Genomic DNA, 16920 nt, shown 5'->3' with positions numbered 1-16920 from the left:
TGAAAGAACACGGCGGTGAAAGAATACCGCGGTGAAAGAACTGCGAGGCGGGGAACTCATGAAGTGGGATGCGGCCAAATATGAACAGTTCGGCGACCACCGGGACCGGCCCTTCTTCGACCTGACCGGGCGGATCCGGGCCGAGGAGCCGCGGCAGGTGGTGGACCTCGGCTGCGGACCGGGCAACCTGACGGCCGCCCTCGCCGCCCGCTGGCCCGGCGCCGACGTGGTGGGGATCGACTCCTCGCCGGAGATGCTGGAGCGTGCGGCGGCGCTGGCCGGCGGCGGCCTCCGCTTCGAGCGGGCCGACATCGCCGGCTGGCAGCCGGGCCCTGAAACCGATGTCGTGGTCACCAACGCGGCCCTGCAATGGGTCCCGGGCCACCGGGAGCTGTTGAAGGGGTGGCTGGCCGCACTCCGTCCCGGCGCGTGGTTCGCCCTCCAGGTCCCGGGCAACTTCGACGCCCCCTCGCACGCGCTGATGCGCTCCCTGGCCGGGACGGGGGAGTGGGCCGCCCCGCTCGCCGGTGTCCTCCGGCACGACGACGTCGTCGGCCAGCCCGCCGATTACCTGAAGCTGATGCTCGATGCCGGCTGCGACGCGGACGTCTGGGAGACCACCTACCTCCAGGTGCTCCAGGGTCCGGACGCCGTCCTGGAATGGGTCCGTGGCACCGGATTACGGCCGGTCCTCGACGCACTCGACGGCCCGGACGCCGAACGTTTCGAGGCGCAGTACGGCGAGATGCTCCGTCAGGCCTACCCGCGGGGGCCGCACGGGACGGTCTTCGAGTTCCGCCGGGTCTTCGCCGTCGCCCGCAAACGAGGCGGCCCCCTCGTCGATTGACGGATGTGACACGCCGCGTGACAACTTCCGGTGAGTCGTAGGCATACAATGACAAAGCGGTCTGGGGGCGGCCGCTTGACTCTCCGCTTCCGGGTACCGTTCCGCCGCCAGGCCGGGGACGGTACCGGCCCGGCGGGCGACGGCTACGACGCCCGCCATCACGCTGCGTGACCCGACGTTGGAGGTTCTATGCTGTTTGCCCTGATCAGACGGGCGCTGGCCGCGCATCGGGGCGCGGTCGCGGCCATCATCGGGCTCCAGCTGCTCCAGACCACCGCCAACCTGCTCCTTCCCACCCTGAATGCGGCGATCATCGACCAGGGCATCGTCGCCGGCGACACCCCGGCCATCCCGCAACTTGGGGCCATTATGGCCGCAGTCGCCGCGGTGCAGGTGGTAACGGCCCTCGCCGCCGGCTACCTCGGTGCCGTCGTCGCCATGCGGGTCGCCCGGGACCTGCGCAGCGACCTCTTCGCCACCGTGCAGACCCTCTCCTCCCAGGACATCGCCGGCTTCGGCGCGTCCAGCCTGGTCACCCGGGCCACCAACGACGTCGTCCAGATCCAGAACCTCACCCTGCTGGTCCTGACCATGCTGGTGGCGGCGCCGGCCAGCTTCGTCGGCGGCATCGTGCTGGCCGTTCACCAGGACGTGGCGCTCTCCGGCATCGTGGTTGCCGTCATCCCGCTCCTGGCCGCGATTATGTTCCTGATCGTCCGCCGGCTGATCCCGCTGTACCGGGCCGGCCAGCAGCTCATCGACCGCGCCGGCCGGACGCTGCGGGAGCAGATCATTGGTGCCAACGTGATCCGCAGCTTCGTGCGGCAGGAGCACGAGATGCGGCGCTTCGACGCGGTCAACCGGGACCTCACCCGCAACAACCTGGATTCGGCGCTGCTGGTGGCCGGAATGAATCCGCTGATCATGATCGTGGTGAATCTGTCCTCGGTGGCGGTCGTCTGGTTCGGCGGGCACCGGATCGCCGCCGGGCAGATGAAGGTGGGGGCCCTGGCCGCGTTCATCGCCTACATCCTGCAGATCATGATCGCGATCGTCATGGCCATGTACGTATTCACGACGGCGCCCCGGGCGGCCGTCTGCGCCGAACGGATCCAGGCGGTGCTGGACACCGAGCCGTCCATCGCCGACCCTGGCGCCGCCGTCGTCCCCGCTGCAGTCCGGACGGCCGAACCCCGTGCCGCCGCAGGGACGGTCGAGTTCCGCGACGTCGGCTTCGCCTACCCCGGGGCCGAGAAGCCCGTGCTCTCCGGGATCAGTTTCACGGCCCGCCCCGGCACCACGACCGCAATCATCGGGGCCACCGGCAGCGGAAAGACCACGCTGGTGAACCTCCTGCCACGCTTCCTGGACACGACGCACGGCACCATCTCCCTGGGCGGGGTGGATATCGCCACGCTGCCCCTGGACCAGCTGCGCGGCAGGATTTCGCTGGTGCCCCAGCACTCCCACCTTTTCGGCGGGAGCGTGGCGCGGAACCTCCGGGTGGGCGGGCCAGACGCCACCGACGCCGAACTCTGGGAGGCGCTGGAGGCCGCGCAGGCCGACGTCTTCGTCCGGGAACTCGACGGCGGGCTCGACGCCCCGCTCAGCCAGGGCGGAGCCAACCTCTCCGGCGGCCAACGGCAGCGGCTCTGCATCGCCCGGGCCCTGCTCCGCCGCGCCGAGGTCTACCTCTTCGACGACAGCTTCTCGGCCCTGGACTACGGCACCGACCACCGGCTGCGCCGCGCCCTGCAACCCCTGCTGGCGGACGCCACCGTACTGGTGGTGGCCGAACGGGTGGCCAGCATCGCGGACGCGGACACCATCCTGGTGCTGGAGGAGGGGCGCGTCACGGCGCAGGGCAGCCACGACGCGCTGCTGGCCGGCTCCCCGGCGTACCGGGACATCGCCGCCTCCCAGCTGATCCTGGCGGACAGCCAGTGACCGCCGCCGGCGTCGACGGCGCCGAAACCGACCCGGCCGTCACCCCGCCGCCCCCGCCGCGGCGGCGGACCGCCGCCCGGCTGCTCGGTTTGCTCCGGCCCGTGCGGCTCAGGATGGCCGGCGTTGTCGCGGCGACCTGCGGTTTCGCCGCCTTGAACGTCGCCGCGCCGAAGTACCTGGGCGACGCCACCGACATCGTGGTCCGCGGCGTCATGGGCCGGGGCTTCGACGAGGCGCACCTGGGCCGGCTGCTGCTGGCGGTGGCGCTGATGTACCTCGGCGCCTCCCTCTTCAGCTGGATCCAGGGCGCCCTCACCGCCACCGCCGTGCAGCGGCTCAGCTACGGCCTCCGGGCCGCCGTCGAACGCAAGATCCACGTCCTGCCCTCCGCCCACTTCGAGGGCCAGCACCGCGGCGACGTGCTGAGCCGGGCCACCAACGACGTCGACAACGTCTCCCAGTCCCTGAACCAGCTGCTCAACCAGCTGATCATGTCCGTCCTGATGCTCACCGGCGCACTGACCATGATGATCTGGCTCTCGCCGCTGCTGGCGCTCATCGCCCTCGTCTCCGTGCCGGTGTCCACCCTGGTCACCGTCCTGGTGGCACGCCGGTCGCAGGCGCACTTCGGCGAACAGTGGAGCAGCACCGGCGCCGTCCAGGCCCACCTCGAGGAATTCTTCTCCGGGCACGAGGTGGTCAAGGCCTTCGGCCGCCAGGAGGCCGCCGCCACCGTCTTCCGCGCCGGGAACGAGCGGCTCTACCGGGCCGCCTCCAGCGCCCAGTACCTCTCCGGCATGGTGCAACCGCTGATGCTGTTCGTCGCGAACCTCAACTACATCGCCGTCGCCGTCATCGGGGCACTCCAGGTGGCCGCGGGAACCATGAGCCTCGGCGGGGTCCAGGCCTTCATCCAGTTCAGCCGGCTCTTCAGCCAGCCGATGGGCCAGATCGGCGGCATGCTCACCCTGATCCAGTCCTGCCTGGCGTCCGCCGGGCGGGTGTTCGCCCTGCTCGACGCGGACGAAATCCCCGCCGACACCGCCGGCACCGTGCCCGCAGCCGGTTCTCGCGACGGAGGGTCCCTTCCCGCCAACGCCGTCCTTCCGGCCGGACGGATCCGCTTCGAGGGGTCAGCTTCGGCTACCGCCCCGACGCCCCGGTGGTCCGCGACGTCAGCTTCACGGCCGAACCCGGCCAGACGGTGGCGATCGTCGGCCACACCGGCGCCGGGAAGACCACGGTGGTCAACCTCCTGATGCGCTTCTACGAGCCCGACGCCGGCCGCATCACCATCGACGGCGTCGACATCGCGGAACTGCCCCGGGACGTCCTCCGCGCGGGCATCGGCACTGTCCTGCAGGATGCCTGGCTCTTCACCGGCACCATCCGCGACAACATCGAGTACGGCCGGCCCGGCGCGTCCGACGCGGACGTCATCGCCGCCGCGAAGGCCAGCCACGTCGACCAGTTCGTCCGCGCCCTACCGGACGGGTACGCCACCGTGCTCGGCAACGACGGCGGCTCGCTCAGCCGCGGCCAGCGCCAGTTGATCTCGATCGCCCGCACCCACCTGGCCGGCGGCAGCATCCTGGTCCTGGACGAGGCCACCAGCTCCGTGGACAGCAGGACCGAGCTGCAGATCCGGGAGGCGATGGCACGGCTCCGGGAGGACCGGACCAGCTTCGTGATTGCCCACCGCTTGTCCACCGTCCGGGACGCTGATCTAATTCTCGTCATGGACCAAGGACGCATCGTTGAGCAGGGCACCCACCAGGAACTGACCGGACGGGGAGGCCACTACGCCGCGCTGTGCCGCGCCCAGTTCGCCGGGCTGCCGGCCGCCGAGGACGCCCTGGAGTCCGGCCGGTGACGGCTCCGTCCGCCGGCACGGCCGCCTATCCGGGCACCTGGAAGCCCAGCACCGCCAGTTCCGTCCCGCTGTTCGAGCAGCTGCGGCTGAACATCATCGAACGGGCCGACGACGGCACGCTCGCCCCGGAACCCGGCTCCCCGCCGTCCGCAGCCTGGCCGTCGAGCTGGGCGTCGCGCCGCACACCGTGGCCCGCGCCTACAAGGAACTCGAGGCCGCCGGCGTCGTCAGCACCCAGGGCCGCAACGGCACGGTGGTCTGCGCGCGGGACGAGGCCTGGGGGTCCCTCGCCGAGTCCGCCGCCGACTACGCCGCCGCCGCCCGGGCCAAGGGCGCCAGCTTCGCCGAGGCCGTCCAGCTGCTCGCCGCCGCCTACGACCGCCACTAACCGACGCTGAGCGTCGCGGACCGGAGTGCCCTAGCACACGCCCCGGCCGAATAGCGATTCGAAGAAGTTTTCGATTAGCATGGTAAGCGTGCCTAAAGCCGTAGCTGAAGAACCCGCCGTCGTTATCCAGCCTGACGCCACCGCGCCGGAGCCCGGAAAAACCGTGTCCCGGACCGAAGGAAAGACGGCCCGGGCGGCCACCGCGGTGCCGGAACGGCCCGACCTGTCCCGCCTGGTGGTCAAGGGCGCCCGCGAGCACAACCTGCGCAACGTGGACCTGGACCTGCCGCGCGACGCGATGATCGTCTTCACCGGCCTCTCCGGTTCCGGTAAGTCCTCCCTGGCGTTCGACACCATCTTCGCCGAGGGCCAGCGCCGCTACGTCGAGTCGCTCTCCGCCTACGCCCGGCAGTTCCTCGGCCAGGTGGACAAGCCCGACGTCGACTTCATCGAGGGCCTCTCGCCCGCGGTCTCGATCGACCAGAAGTCCACGAGCAAGAACCCCCGCTCCACCGTGGGCACCATCACCGAGATTTACGACTACATGCGCCTGCTCTGGGCCCGTGTGGGGCGCCCGCACTGCCCTGTCTGCGGCGAGCCCGTCACCAAGCAGACCCCGCAGCAGATCGTCGACCAGCTGCAGGAATTGCCCGAGGGCACCCGGTTCCAGGTCCTCGCACCCGTGGTCCGCGGCCGCAAGGGCGAGTTCGTCGAGCTCTTCAAGGAGCTCAGCGCCAAGGGCTACTCCCGCGCCCGGGTGGACGACAAGCTGGTGCAGCTCAGCGACCCGCCCAAGCTGGGCAAGCAGTTCAAGCACACCATCGAGGTGGTCGTGGACCGTCTGGTGGTCAAGGAAGGCATCCGCCAGCGCCTGACCGACTCGGTGGAGACCGCCCTGGGACTCGCCGAGGGCCGTGTCCTGGCCGAGTTTGTGGACCTCGACGCCGACGATCCCGAGCGGATCCGCGCGTTCTCCGAGCACCTCGCCTGCCCCAACGAGCACCCCCTCGCCCTGGACGAAATCGAGCCCCGCTCCTTCTCCTTCAACAACCCCTTCGGCGCCTGCTCGGTCTGCAGCGGCATCGGTACCCGCCTCGAGGTGGACGAGGAATTGCTGGTTCCCAATCCCGAGCTGTCCCTGGCCGAGGGCGCGATCGCCCCCTGGTCGCTGGGCGCCGCCACCACCGAGTACTGGGTCCGGCTCCTCAGCGGCCTCGCCAAGGACGTCGGCTTCTCGATGACCACCCCGTGGGAGAAGCTCTCCAAGGACGCCCGCCAGACCGTGCTGCACGGCAAGGACCACAAGGTGGTCGTGCAGTACCGCAACCGGTTCGGCCGGGAACGCAAGTACAGCACCGGCTTCGAGGGCGTCGTGCAGTACGTGCACCGCAAGCACACCGAGACGGACTCCGACTCGGCCCGCGACCGCTACGAGGAATACATGCGGCAGGTCCCGTGCCCGGCCTGCAACGGCGCCCGCCTTAACCCGGCGTCGCTGTCCGTGCTGATCAACGGCAAGTCCATCGCCGAGGTTGCCGCCCTGCCGATGCGCGAGTGCGCCCACTTCCTGGACACCCTGGTGCTCACCGGCCGCGAGGCCCAGATCGCCAACCAGGTGCTCAAGGAGATCCAGGCCCGCCTGACCTTCCTGCTCGACGTCGGCCTCGAATACCTGAACCTGGAACGCTCCTCCGGCACCCTGTCCGGCGGCGAGGCCCAGCGCATCCGCCTGGCCACCCAGATCGGCTCCGGCCTGGTGGGCGTGCTCTACGTCCTCGACGAGCCCTCGATCGGCCTGCACCAGCGCGACAACCGCCGCCTCATCGAAACCCTCACCCGGCTCCGGGACCTCGGCAACACCCTGATCGTGGTCGAACACGACGAGGACACCATCCACGAGGCCGACTGGGTGGTGGACATCGGACCCGGCGCCGGCGAGCACGGCGGCGAGGTGGTCCACTCCGGCTCCTACCAGGACCTGCTGAAGAACACCGAGTCCCTCACCGGCGACTACCTCTCCGGCCGGAAGTCCATCGCGGTGCCGAAGAAGCGCCGCAAGTACGACAAGAAGCGCGAGCTGAAAGTCGTCGGGGCCAAGGAAAACAACCTCCTCAACGTGGACGCGTCCTTCCCGCTGGGGCTCTTCACCGCCGTTACTGGCGTGAGCGGCTCCGGCAAGTCGACGCTGGTCAACGAGATCCTCTACAAGGTCCTCGCCACCAAGCTCAACGGCGCCAAGCAGGTGGCCGGCCGGCACAAGAGCGTCCAGGGCCTCGAGCACCTGGACAAGGTGGTCCACGTCGACCAGAGCCCCATCGGCCGCACGCCCCGGTCCAACCCGGCCACCTACACCGGCGTCTTCGACCACATCCGGAAGCTCTTCGCCGAGACCACGGAGGCCAAGGTCCGCGGCTACCTGCCCGGCCGGTTCTCCTTCAACGTCAAGGGCGGCCGCTGCGAGGCGTGCTCCGGCGACGGCACCCTGAAGATCGAGATGAACTTCCTGCCGGACGTCTACGTCCCCTGCGAGGTCTGCCACGGCGCCCGCTACAACCGGGAAACGCTCGAGGTCCACTACAAGGGCAAGACCATCGCGGACGTGCTGAACATGCCGATCGAGGAAGGCGCGGAGTTCTTTGCCGCGTTCTCGCCGATCGCCCGGCACCTGCGCACCCTCGTCGACGTCGGCCTCGGCTACGTGCGGCTGGGCCAGCCCGCCACCACCCTCTCCGGCGGCGAGGCGCAGCGCGTCAAGCTCGCCGCGGAGCTGCAGAAGCGCTCCAACGGCCGCAGCGTCTACGTCCTGGACGAGCCGACCACCGGCCTGCACTTCGAGGACATCCGAAAGCTCCTCATGGTGCTGCAGGGCCTCGTGGACAAGGGCAACACCGTGATCACCATCGAGCACAACCTCGACGTGATCAAGAGCGCGGACTGGATCGTGGACCTGGGCCCCGACGGCGGCTCCGGCGGCGGACGGATCGTCGCCTCCGGCACCCCCGAACAGGTCGCCAAGTCCAAGGACAGCCACACCGCCGCGTTCCTCGCCGAAATCCTCGGCTAGCAGCGGCGGGCCCTGGCGGCGGGCAATACGCACATGCCCTGTGGCACACGGAATACCGGGCGCCACAGGGCATGTGCGCGTCGCATGGCGATCGGAGCGGCGACCGGCGATCAGTTTCCCGTTCGTTTGGACGAATTTCGGCCTTCCCGGCCCTCGTGAGAAACTAAGGCCCGTGATGCCTACCCCCGTGCCCGTGATCTTCGACCTGGACGGCACCCTGGTGGACCCGGCGGGCGGCATCACCGGAGGCATCGCCGCCGCGCTGCGGCAACTCGGAATGCCCGTTCCGGCGCCCGCCGACCTGGACGCGATGGTAGGGCCCAAGCTCAGCCACTCCCTGCTGGAGATCGCCGGCGTCCCCGCCGAGCGGCTCGACGACGTCATCCGGCTCTACCGGGCGCACTACCTCGCCGAGGGCATCGCCCGCAGCCGGGTCTACGACGGGATCCGCGAACTGCTGGAGACCTTCGCCGCCGACGGCCGGCCCGCAGCCGTCGCCACCCAAAAACCCGAGCACCTGGCCCGGATCGTTCTGGACCACCACGGCCTGACCGATCTGTTCCACACCATTCGGGGCTCCGCCGCGGACGAGTCCGCCGCCGCGCATGGGCCGGCCGGGAAGGCCGGGATCGTCGCCGCCGCCCTCGCCGACCTCGGCACCGGGCATGCCGTCATGGTGGGGGACCGGGCCCAGGACGTCGCCGGAGCGGCTGCCAACGGTCTGGAGTGCATCGGGGTAGGGTGGGGTTTTGCGCTCGACGGCGAACTCGCCGGGGCGGGCGCGGTGGCGGTCGTGCACAGCACCTCCGACCTAACCGACACGATTACCCGGCTGGACGCCGTCCGGACCGGTGCCCTGCAGGCCCTGAACGAGGTGCACACCGATGGCAATGTTTGACGCGATCCGCTGGACCACGCGGGGGCTGGTCAGCTCGACCTGCCGCCCCACGGTCATCGGACTCGAGAACGTCCCCACCACCGGGCCGTTCATCGTGGCGCCGAACCACCTGTCCTTCCTGGACAGCGTGATCGTCCAGGCTTTGATGCCGCGGCCGGTGGCGTTCTTCGCCAAGGCCGAATACTTCACGACCAGCGGCGTCAAGGGCCGCCTGATGAAGGGCTTCTTCGAGGCCGTCGGTTCCATCCCGGTGGAGCGCGGCGAGCAGGCCGCCAGCGTCCAGGCACTCAAGACGCTGCTGGACATCCTCGAAGCCGGCAAGGGCATCGGCATCTACCCCGAGGGCACCCGCTCCCGCGACGGCATCCTCTACCGCGGCCGCACCGGCGTCGGCTGGCTCGCCCTGACCACCGGGGCCCCGGTCATCCCGGTGGGCCTGATCGGCACCGAGAACCTGCAGCCGGCGGACAGCAACAAGGTCCGCCCCCAGCACTTCACCATGAAGGTGGGGGAGCCGCTCTACTTCGAGAAGACCGGCCCGGACCACTCGCTCCCGGCCCGGCGCCAGGTCACGGACAAGATCATGGACGCCATTGCCGAGCTGAGCGGCCAGGAACGCGCCACCACGTACAACCAGAGCAAAACCGTCGAGTAGCACCAACCCCCAATACGGGAGTGCGCCGGCCCCGATGCGGGGGCGGGGCGTACCGCTCAGTAGAATGAACTAGTGGCACATCCAGCGAGTTACCGCCCCAAGACCGGGAAATCCCCACCAATCCGGGCGTCTACCGTTTCCGGGACCCGCACGGCCGGGTCATCTACGTCGGCAAGGCCAAGAACCTCCGCTCCCGGCTGAACTCGTACTTCGCCAACCCCGCGGGCCTGCTGCCCAAGACCCACGCCATGGTGCACACCGCCAGCAGCGTGGAGTGGACCGTGGTCGGCAGCGAACTGGAATCCCTGCAGCTCGAATACACCTGGATCAAGGAATTCAAGCCGCGGTTCAACGTCATGTTCCGCGACGACAAGAGCTACCCCTACCTCGCGGTCACCATGTCGGAAAAGTACCCGCGCGTGCAGGTGATGCGCGGCGACCGGCGCAAGGGCACCCGCTACTTCGGCCCGTACACGGCCGGCGCCATCCGCGACACCATGGACACGCTGCTGCGCGTCTTCCCGGTCCGCAGCTGCAGCCCCGGGGTGTTCAAACGCGCCGAAGCCAGCGGCCGGCCCTGCCTGCTCGGGTACATCGACAAGTGCTCCGCCCCCTGCGTCGGCCGCATCTCCCCGGAGGACCACCGGGTCCTGGCCGAGGACTTCTGCGCCTTCATGGGCGGCGAGGCCAAGCGCTTCGTCTCCCGGCTGGAAAAGGACATGGCCGCCGCGGTGGCCGAACTGGACTACGAGCTGGCGGCGCGGGTGCGCGACGACATCGTCGCCCTGAAAAAGGTCTTCGAACGTAACGCCGTCGTCCTCGCCGAGGACACCGACGCCGACGTCTTCGCCCTCTACGAGGACGAGCTGGAAGCGGCGGTCCAGGTCTTCCACGTCCGCGGCGGCCGGATCCGCGGCCAGCGCGGCTGGGTGGTGGAAAAGGTCGAGGACTCCACCACCCCGGACCTCGTCGAACACCTCCTGCAGCAGGTCTACGGCGCGGAGGGCGAGGTCCAGGGCAGGCTCCCGCGCGAGGTGCTGGTCCCCGCCGAGCCCAGCAACGCCGAGGAACTCGCCCAGTGGCTCAGCGGCCTGCGAGGCGCCCGGGTGGACATCCGGGTCCCGCAGCGCGGGGACAAGGCCACGCTGCTCTCCACCGTCCGGGACAACGCCGAACACGCCCTCAAGCTGCACAAGTCCCGCCGCGCCGGTGACCTGACCATGCGGTCCCAGGCGCTGAACGAACTCCAGGAGGCGCTGGACCTGCCGGTGGCGCTGTTGCGGATCGAATGCTTCGACATCTCGCACGTCCAGGGCACCAACGTGGTCGGTTCCATGGTGGTGGTCGAGGACGGCCTGCCGAAGAAGTCGGACTACCGCAAGTTCTCCGTCACCGGCCCCGCCGCCAACGACGACACCGCGGCCATGCACGACGTACTGACCCGCCGCTTCCGCAACTACCTGCAGGAGCAGGCCGTCACCGCCGGCTCGGACCCGGAGCCCGGCGCCGGCCCGCTGGCGGCCGCCCAGGCCGCCGCCGTTGCTCCCGCCGCCGGAGCCCCTTCAACCACCACCGGCTCCGGCCCGGTCACCGACACCACGACGCCGGCGCCCAAGGCGAAGTTCGCCTACCCGCCCAACCTCGTCGTCGTCGACGGCGGCAAGCCCCAGGTGAACGCCGCCGCCAAGGCCCTCGCCGACCTCGGCATCCCGGACGTCTACGTCGTCGGCCTGGCCAAGCGGCTCGAGGAGGTGTGGCTGCCGGACAGCGACTTCCCGGTCATCCTGCCCCGCGCCTCCGCCGGGCTCTACCTGCTGCAGCGGATCCGCGACGAGGCCCACCGCTTCGCCATCACCTTCCACCGGCAAAAGCGCGGAAAGGCGATGACCGTCTCCGTGCTCGACGGCGTTCCCGGCCTCGGCGAATCCAAGCGCAAGGCACTCCTGAACCAGTTCGGCTCGGTCAAGAGCATCAAGGCCGCCAGCATCGAGGAGCTCACCGCGGCCAAGGGCATCGGCCCCGCGCTGGCCGCCGCGATTGTGAAGCATTTTGACGCCGGCGACGGCGGGGACGAACCCGCCGCGCCCGCGATCAACATGACGACCGGCGAAATCCTGGAAACTTAGCCCGCACCGGCAAACTTGGCTAGGGTTAGAGGCTGATGCACGACGCGCGGCCGGCAGCACTTGCCCCGCGCGCCGTGCCGACGGCAGAGCAGACAGCAGAGATGGGGCACGACCGATGACAGATTCACCTGCGGGAACCGGAGCAGAGGACGACCTGACCCCGGTGAAACCCGTCGAGGGGGAGCTGCTGGTGGTCACCGGCATGTCCGGCGCCGGGCGCAGTACCGCCTCCGACGCGCTCGAGGACCACGGCTGGTATGTGGTGGAAAACCTCCCGCCGCAGATGCTCGGCACCCTCGCGGAGCTGGTTTCGCACGCCCCGGGCTCCATCTCCAAGCTCGCCGTCGTGGTCGACGTCCGCAGCAAGGACCTGTTCGCGGACATCCGCGCCGCGCTGCGCAACCTCGAGGCCAGCGGCGTGACCTTCCGGGTGCTGTTCCTCGACGCCAGCGACGACGTCCTGGTCCGCCGCTTCGAACAGGGCCGCAGGCCGCACCCGCTGCAGGGCGGCGGCCGGATCCTCGACGGCATCGCCGCCGAACGGGAACTCCTCCGCGAACTGCGCGAGTCCTCCGACATCGTCCTGGACACCTCCCCGCTGAACGTCCACGGCCTTGCGACCGCCATCACCGAACTCTTCAGCGAGACCGGTCCCGTCGCGCTGCGCCTGAACGTCATGAGCTTCGGCTTCAAGTACGGCCTGCCAGTGGACGCGAACTTCGTCGCCGACGCCCGCTTCATCCCCAACCCGCACTGGGTCCCGCAGCTGCGCCCGCACACCGGGCTGGACAAGGACGTCAGCGACTACGTGCTGGAAGCCGAGGGCGTCAGCAACTTCGTGGAACGCTACGTGCTGGCCCTGGAACCGGTCCTGGACGGCTACCGGCGCGAGAACAAGCACTACGCCACGATCGCCGTCGGCTGCACCGGCGGCAAGCACCGCTCCGTCGCCGTTGCCGTCGAACTCTCCCGCCGGCTGGCCCAGTACCCCCGGGTCACGGTCACCACGACCCACCGGGATCTGGGCCGCGAATAATGGCGCTCCTCACCGGCCCCCTGCCCCTGGTCCCGGCCGCCAGTGCCGCCTCCGCCGGCCAGCAGGACAAGGGCCCCTCCGTCGTCGCGCTCGGCGGCGGCCACGGGCTCGCCGCCTCGCTCTCCGCGCTGCGCCTGCTGACCTCCGAACTCACCGCGATCGTCACGGTCGCGGACGACGGTGGCTCCTCCGGGCGGCTGCGCGAGGAGTACGGCGTGCTGCCCCCCGGGGACCTCCGGATGGCCCTCTCCGCCCTGTGCGACGACACCGACTGGGGCCGGACCTGGCGGGACGTCATGCAGCACCGCTTCAAGCCCGGCCGCGGCACGGGCGGCTCGCTCGACGAACACGCCATGGGCAACCTGCTGATCGTGACCCTCTGGGAACTCCTCGGCGACACGGTGGCCGGGCTGCAGTGGGCCGGCGCCCTGCTCGGCGCCCGCGGCCAGGTGCTGCCGATGTCCACCACCCCGCTGACCATCGAGGGCCAGGCCCGGGTCCCCGGACCGGACGGCACCCCCGTCCTGGAAACCATCCGCGGCCAGGCCCGCTGTGCCGTCGCCGGCACCCTCGAGTCCGTGAGGCTGCTGCCGGAGGCGGCCCCCGCCTGCGTCGAGGCGCTCACCGCGATCGAGCTCGCGGACTGGGTGGTCCTGGGCCCCGGGTCCTGGTACACCTCCGTGCTGCCGCACCTGCTGCTGCCGGAGATGCGCACCGCGCTCTGCAACACCGAGGCCCGGCGCTGCCTGACCATGAACCTGGCAACCAACACCAAGGAAACCGCCGGCATGTCCGCCGCGGACCACCTCCGGGTGCTGCGCGACTACGCTCCCGACTTCACCGTCGACGTCGTCCTCGCCGACCCCGCCTCCGTGCCGGATGTCGCCGACTTCGAACGGGCGGCCGCGATGCTCGGGGCCGAGGTGGTCTTGGGTAAGGTTAGGGCGTCGAGCCGCCGGCCCGTGCATGATCCGCTGCGCCTGGCGACGGCGTACCACGACATTTTTGGAAACAGGTAGGAAGGTGCCATGGCACTGACAGCATCGGTCAAGGAAGAACTTTCCCGGCTGGACATCAAGAAATCCTCGGTCCGCAAGGCTGAGGTCTCCGCCATGCTGCGCTTCGCGGGCGGCCTCCACATCATCTCCGGCCGGATCGTGATCGAGGCGGAGGTGGACCTGGCGTCCACCGCCCGCCGGCTCCGTGCCGCGATCGCCGAGGTCTACGGCCACCAGAGCGAGATCATCGTCGTCTCCGGCGGCGGCCTGCGCCGCGGCAGCCGCTACGTTGTCCGCGTGGTGCGCGACGGCGAGGCGCTGGCCCGCCAGACCGGCCTGCTGGACGCCCGCGGCCGTCCCGTCCGCGGCCTGCCCTCCGTCGTCGTCAACGGCTCCGCCGCCGACGCCGAGGCCGTCTGGCGCGGTGCCTTCCTGGCCCATGGCTCGCTGACCGAACCGGGCCGGTCCTCGGCGCTCGAGGTCACCTGCCCCGGTCCGGAATCGGCGCTGGCCCTGGTCGGCGCCGCCCGCCGGCTCGGTATCCAGGCCAAGGCCCGCGAGGTCAGGGGAGTGGACCGCGTGGTGATCCGCGACGGCGACACCATCGCCGCGCTGCTGACCCGGATGGGCGCGCACGACGCGCTCATGGTCTGGGAGGAACGCCGGATGCGCAAGGAAGTCCGCGCCACCGCCAACCGCCTGGCCAACTTTGACGACGCCAACCTGCGCCGCTCCGCCCAGGCTGCCGTTGCCGCCGGCGCCCGCGTGGACCGCGCCTTGGAAATCCTCGGCGACGACGTCCCGGACCACCTGAAGTACGCCGGCGAACTCCGCGTGGCGCACAAGCAGGCCAGCCTGGACGAGCTGGGCCGCCTGGCCGACCCGGTGATGACCAAGGACGCGATCGCGGGCCGCATCCGCCGCCTCCTGGCCATGGCGGACAAACGGGCCCAGGACCTCGGCGTCCCCGGCACCGAGGCCAACGTGACCCCCGAGATGCTGGACGAGTAGCCGCACCCGCTGATCAGCGACAGAATCGGATCCAGGGCACGGGAATACCTCGCCGCCGGCGGAGGCTATGCCCAACGGGTCCACCCACAATCTTCCGGATGTCCAAGCATCCGGAGGCACAATCCGAGAGTTAGCAAAACCGGACCGTCGGGTCCACGACATTGGAGGATTTTGTGACCGAGTACGTACTGCCAGAGCTCGACTATGACTACGCCGCGCTGGAGCCCCACATCTCCGCGAAGATCATGGAGCTGCACCACAGCAAGCACCACGCCACCTACGTCGCCGGCGCCAACAACGCGCTGGCCCAGCTGGCCGAGGCCCGCGAAAAGGGCGACTTCGCCAACATCAACCGCCTCTCCAAGGACCTCGCGTTCCACACCGGCGGCCACATCAACCACTCCGTGTTCTGGAAGAACCTCTCCCCGGACGGCGGCGACAAGCCCGAGGGCGAGCTGGCCGCAGCGATCGACGACGCGTTCGGTTCCTTCGACGCCTTCCGCGCCCAGTTCAGCGCCGCGGCGCTGGGCCTGCAGGGCTCCGGCTGGGGCTTCCTGGCCTACGAGCCGATCGGCGGCAACCTGGTCATCGAGCAGCTCTACGATCAGCAGGGCAACGTGGCTCTCGGCACCACCCCGCTGCTGATGCTGGACATGTGGGAGCACGCCTTCTACCTGGACTACGTCAACGTCAAGGCCGACTACGTCAAGGCGTTCTGGAACATCGTGAACTGGGCCGACGTCGCCAAGCGTTTCGATGCCGCCCGCAGCAACGCGACCGGCCTCATCACCCTCTAGCCGGACCACCGGCGGAAACCCGCGTGTAACAAACCTCACATTTTGTTGCGCAAAGGGCCGAATCACGGACGGCCCGCCCCTTTTGTTGCAGGGGCGGGCCACCTTAAACGTAAGATGGATCACGGAAGGCGGTTAGCCTTCAGCAACGTGGCTGGTCGCCCTCCGATCTGGTAATCATCTCTGCCCAATGGCGTGCGGGATCTGTTAGTTGGCTTGAACGCCTACTCAACTAATCGTGCTTGAGAGAGCACCAAGGAGACTGAAAACGTGACGACACGTATTGGTATCAACGGCTTCGGCCGCATTGGCCGCAACTACTTCCGCGCCGCCCTCGCACAGGGCGCAGACCTCGAGATCGTTGCCGTCAACGACCTCACCAGCCCGGAAGCCCTGGCCCACCTCTTCAAGTACGACTCCGTCGGCGGCCGCCTGGCCCAGTCGATCGAGGTCAAGGACGGCAACATCGTCGTCGACGGCAAGACCATCAAGGTCCTGGCCGAGCGCGATCCCGCTAACCTGCCCTGGGGCGAGCTCGGCGTGGACATCGTGATCGAATCCACCGGTTTCTTCACCAAGGCCGCCGATGCCAAGAAGCACATCGACGCCGGCGCCAAGAAGGTCCTGATCTCCGCACCCGCCTCGGACGAGGACATCACCATCGTCATGGGCGTCAATGACGGCCTGTACGACAACGATGCGCACCACATCATCTCCAACGCCTCCTGCACCACCAACTGCCTCGGCCCGCTGGCCAAGGTCGTCAACGACGCCTTCGGCATCGAGCGTGGCCTGATGACCACCGTGCACGCCTACACCGCCGACCAGAACCTGCAGGACGGCCCGCACAAGGACCTGCGCCGCGCCCGCGCCGCAGCCATCAACATGGTCCCCACCTCCACCGGTGCCGCCAAGGCCATCGGCCTGGTCCTCCCGGAGCTCAAGGGCAAGCTGGACGGCTACGCCATCCGCGTTCCCGTCCCCACCGGCTCCGCCACCGACCTGACCGTCACCGTCTCCCGCGAGACCACCGTCGAGGAAGTCAACGCCGCCCTCAAGGCCGCCTCCGAGACGCCGGAACTCAAGGGCCTGCTGACCTACACCGACGAGCCGATCGTCTCCTCCGACATTGTCGGCGACCCGGCCTCGTCGATCTTCGACTCCGGCCTGACCAAGGTCATCGGCAACCAGGTCAAGGTTGTGTCCTGGTACGACAACGAATGGGGCTACTCCAACCGCCTCGTCGACCTCACGGAGCTCGTCGCATCCAAGCTGGGCTAGGG

11 protein-coding genes and 2 pseudogenes are annotated in these 16920 nt (G+C 69.5%); all 13 read left to right on the top strand.

Annotated features, from left to right (window positions below; genetic code table 11):
• Positions 1-58 precede the first annotated feature (58 nt).
• Positions 59-847, top strand: coding sequence for a trans-aconitate 2-methyltransferase (locus tag ACRQ5B_RS14715; RefSeq protein ID WP_432398775.1), 789 nt, complete (start codon positions 59-61; stop codon positions 845-847).
• A gap of 189 nt (positions 848-1036) precedes the next feature.
• Positions 1037-2794: an ABC transporter ATP-binding protein gene (locus ACRQ5B_RS14710; RefSeq protein WP_432395103.1), complete on the top strand. Its 1758-nt coding sequence runs from the start codon at positions 1037-1039 to the stop codon at positions 2792-2794.
• 113 nt (positions 2795-2907) lie between these two features.
• Positions 2908-4667, top strand: a pseudogene (locus ACRQ5B_RS14705) (ABC transporter ATP-binding protein).
• Positions 4664-5055, top strand: a pseudogene (locus ACRQ5B_RS14700) (GntR family transcriptional regulator). The pseudogenes ACRQ5B_RS14705 and ACRQ5B_RS14700 overlap by 4 nt, the downstream one beginning before the upstream one ends.
• Positions 5056-5143: 88 nt before the next feature.
• Positions 5144-8119 carry an excinuclease ABC subunit UvrA gene (gene uvrA, locus ACRQ5B_RS14695; RefSeq protein ID WP_432395101.1) on the top strand — a complete coding sequence of 992 codons (2976 nt, stop codon included), beginning with the start codon at positions 5144-5146 and terminating at the stop codon, positions 8117-8119.
• 175 nt (positions 8120-8294) lie between these two features.
• On the top strand, positions 8295-9017 hold the full coding sequence (locus ACRQ5B_RS14690) for an HAD hydrolase-like protein (protein ID WP_432395098.1): 723 nt from the start codon (positions 8295-8297) through the stop codon (positions 9015-9017).
• Positions 9004-9672, top strand: coding sequence for a lysophospholipid acyltransferase family protein (locus ACRQ5B_RS14685; RefSeq protein ID WP_290257928.1), 669 nt, complete (start codon positions 9004-9006; stop codon positions 9670-9672). Before ACRQ5B_RS14690 ends, ACRQ5B_RS14685 begins: the two co-directional genes overlap by 14 nt.
• 110 nt (positions 9673-9782) lie before the next feature.
• Positions 9783-11798 carry an excinuclease ABC subunit UvrC gene (gene uvrC / locus ACRQ5B_RS14680; protein WP_432398774.1) on the top strand — a complete coding sequence of 672 codons (2016 nt, stop codon included), beginning with the start codon at positions 9783-9785 and terminating at the stop codon, positions 11796-11798.
• 115 nt (positions 11799-11913) lie between these two features.
• Positions 11914-12834, top strand: coding sequence for an RNase adapter RapZ (rapZ, locus tag ACRQ5B_RS14675; RefSeq protein ID WP_432395095.1), 921 nt, complete (start codon positions 11914-11916; stop codon positions 12832-12834).
• Positions 12834-13853, top strand: coding sequence for a gluconeogenesis factor YvcK family protein (locus ACRQ5B_RS14670; RefSeq protein WP_432395092.1), 1020 nt, complete (start codon positions 12834-12836; stop codon positions 13851-13853). Before rapZ ends, ACRQ5B_RS14670 begins: the two co-directional genes overlap by 1 nt.
• 9 nt (positions 13854-13862) lie before the next feature.
• On the top strand, positions 13863-14843 hold the full coding sequence (gene whiA, locus ACRQ5B_RS14665) for a DNA-binding protein WhiA (RefSeq protein ID WP_290257924.1): 981 nt from the start codon (positions 13863-13865) through the stop codon (positions 14841-14843).
• Positions 14844-15016: 173 nt separating this feature from the next.
• A complete protein-coding gene (locus ACRQ5B_RS14660) occupies positions 15017-15640 on the top strand; it encodes a superoxide dismutase (RefSeq protein WP_364137436.1) in 624 nt (207 codons plus the stop codon).
• A 267-nt stretch (positions 15641-15907) separates the two neighbouring features.
• The gene (gene gap / locus ACRQ5B_RS14655; protein ID WP_412882902.1) at positions 15908-16918 is read left to right on the top strand and encodes a type I glyceraldehyde-3-phosphate dehydrogenase; all 1011 of its coding nucleotides are present in this window, start codon (positions 15908-15910) and stop codon (positions 16916-16918) included.
• Positions 16919-16920 lie beyond the last annotated feature (2 nt).

The sequence above is a fragment of the Pseudarthrobacter sp. L19 genome (assembly GCF_050859435.1).
Taxonomy (GTDB): Bacteria; Actinomycetota; Actinomycetes; order Actinomycetales; family Micrococcaceae; genus Arthrobacter.
The sequence above is the reverse complement of the archived record's forward strand: the minus strand, read 5'-3'. Positions and strand labels throughout refer to the sequence as shown.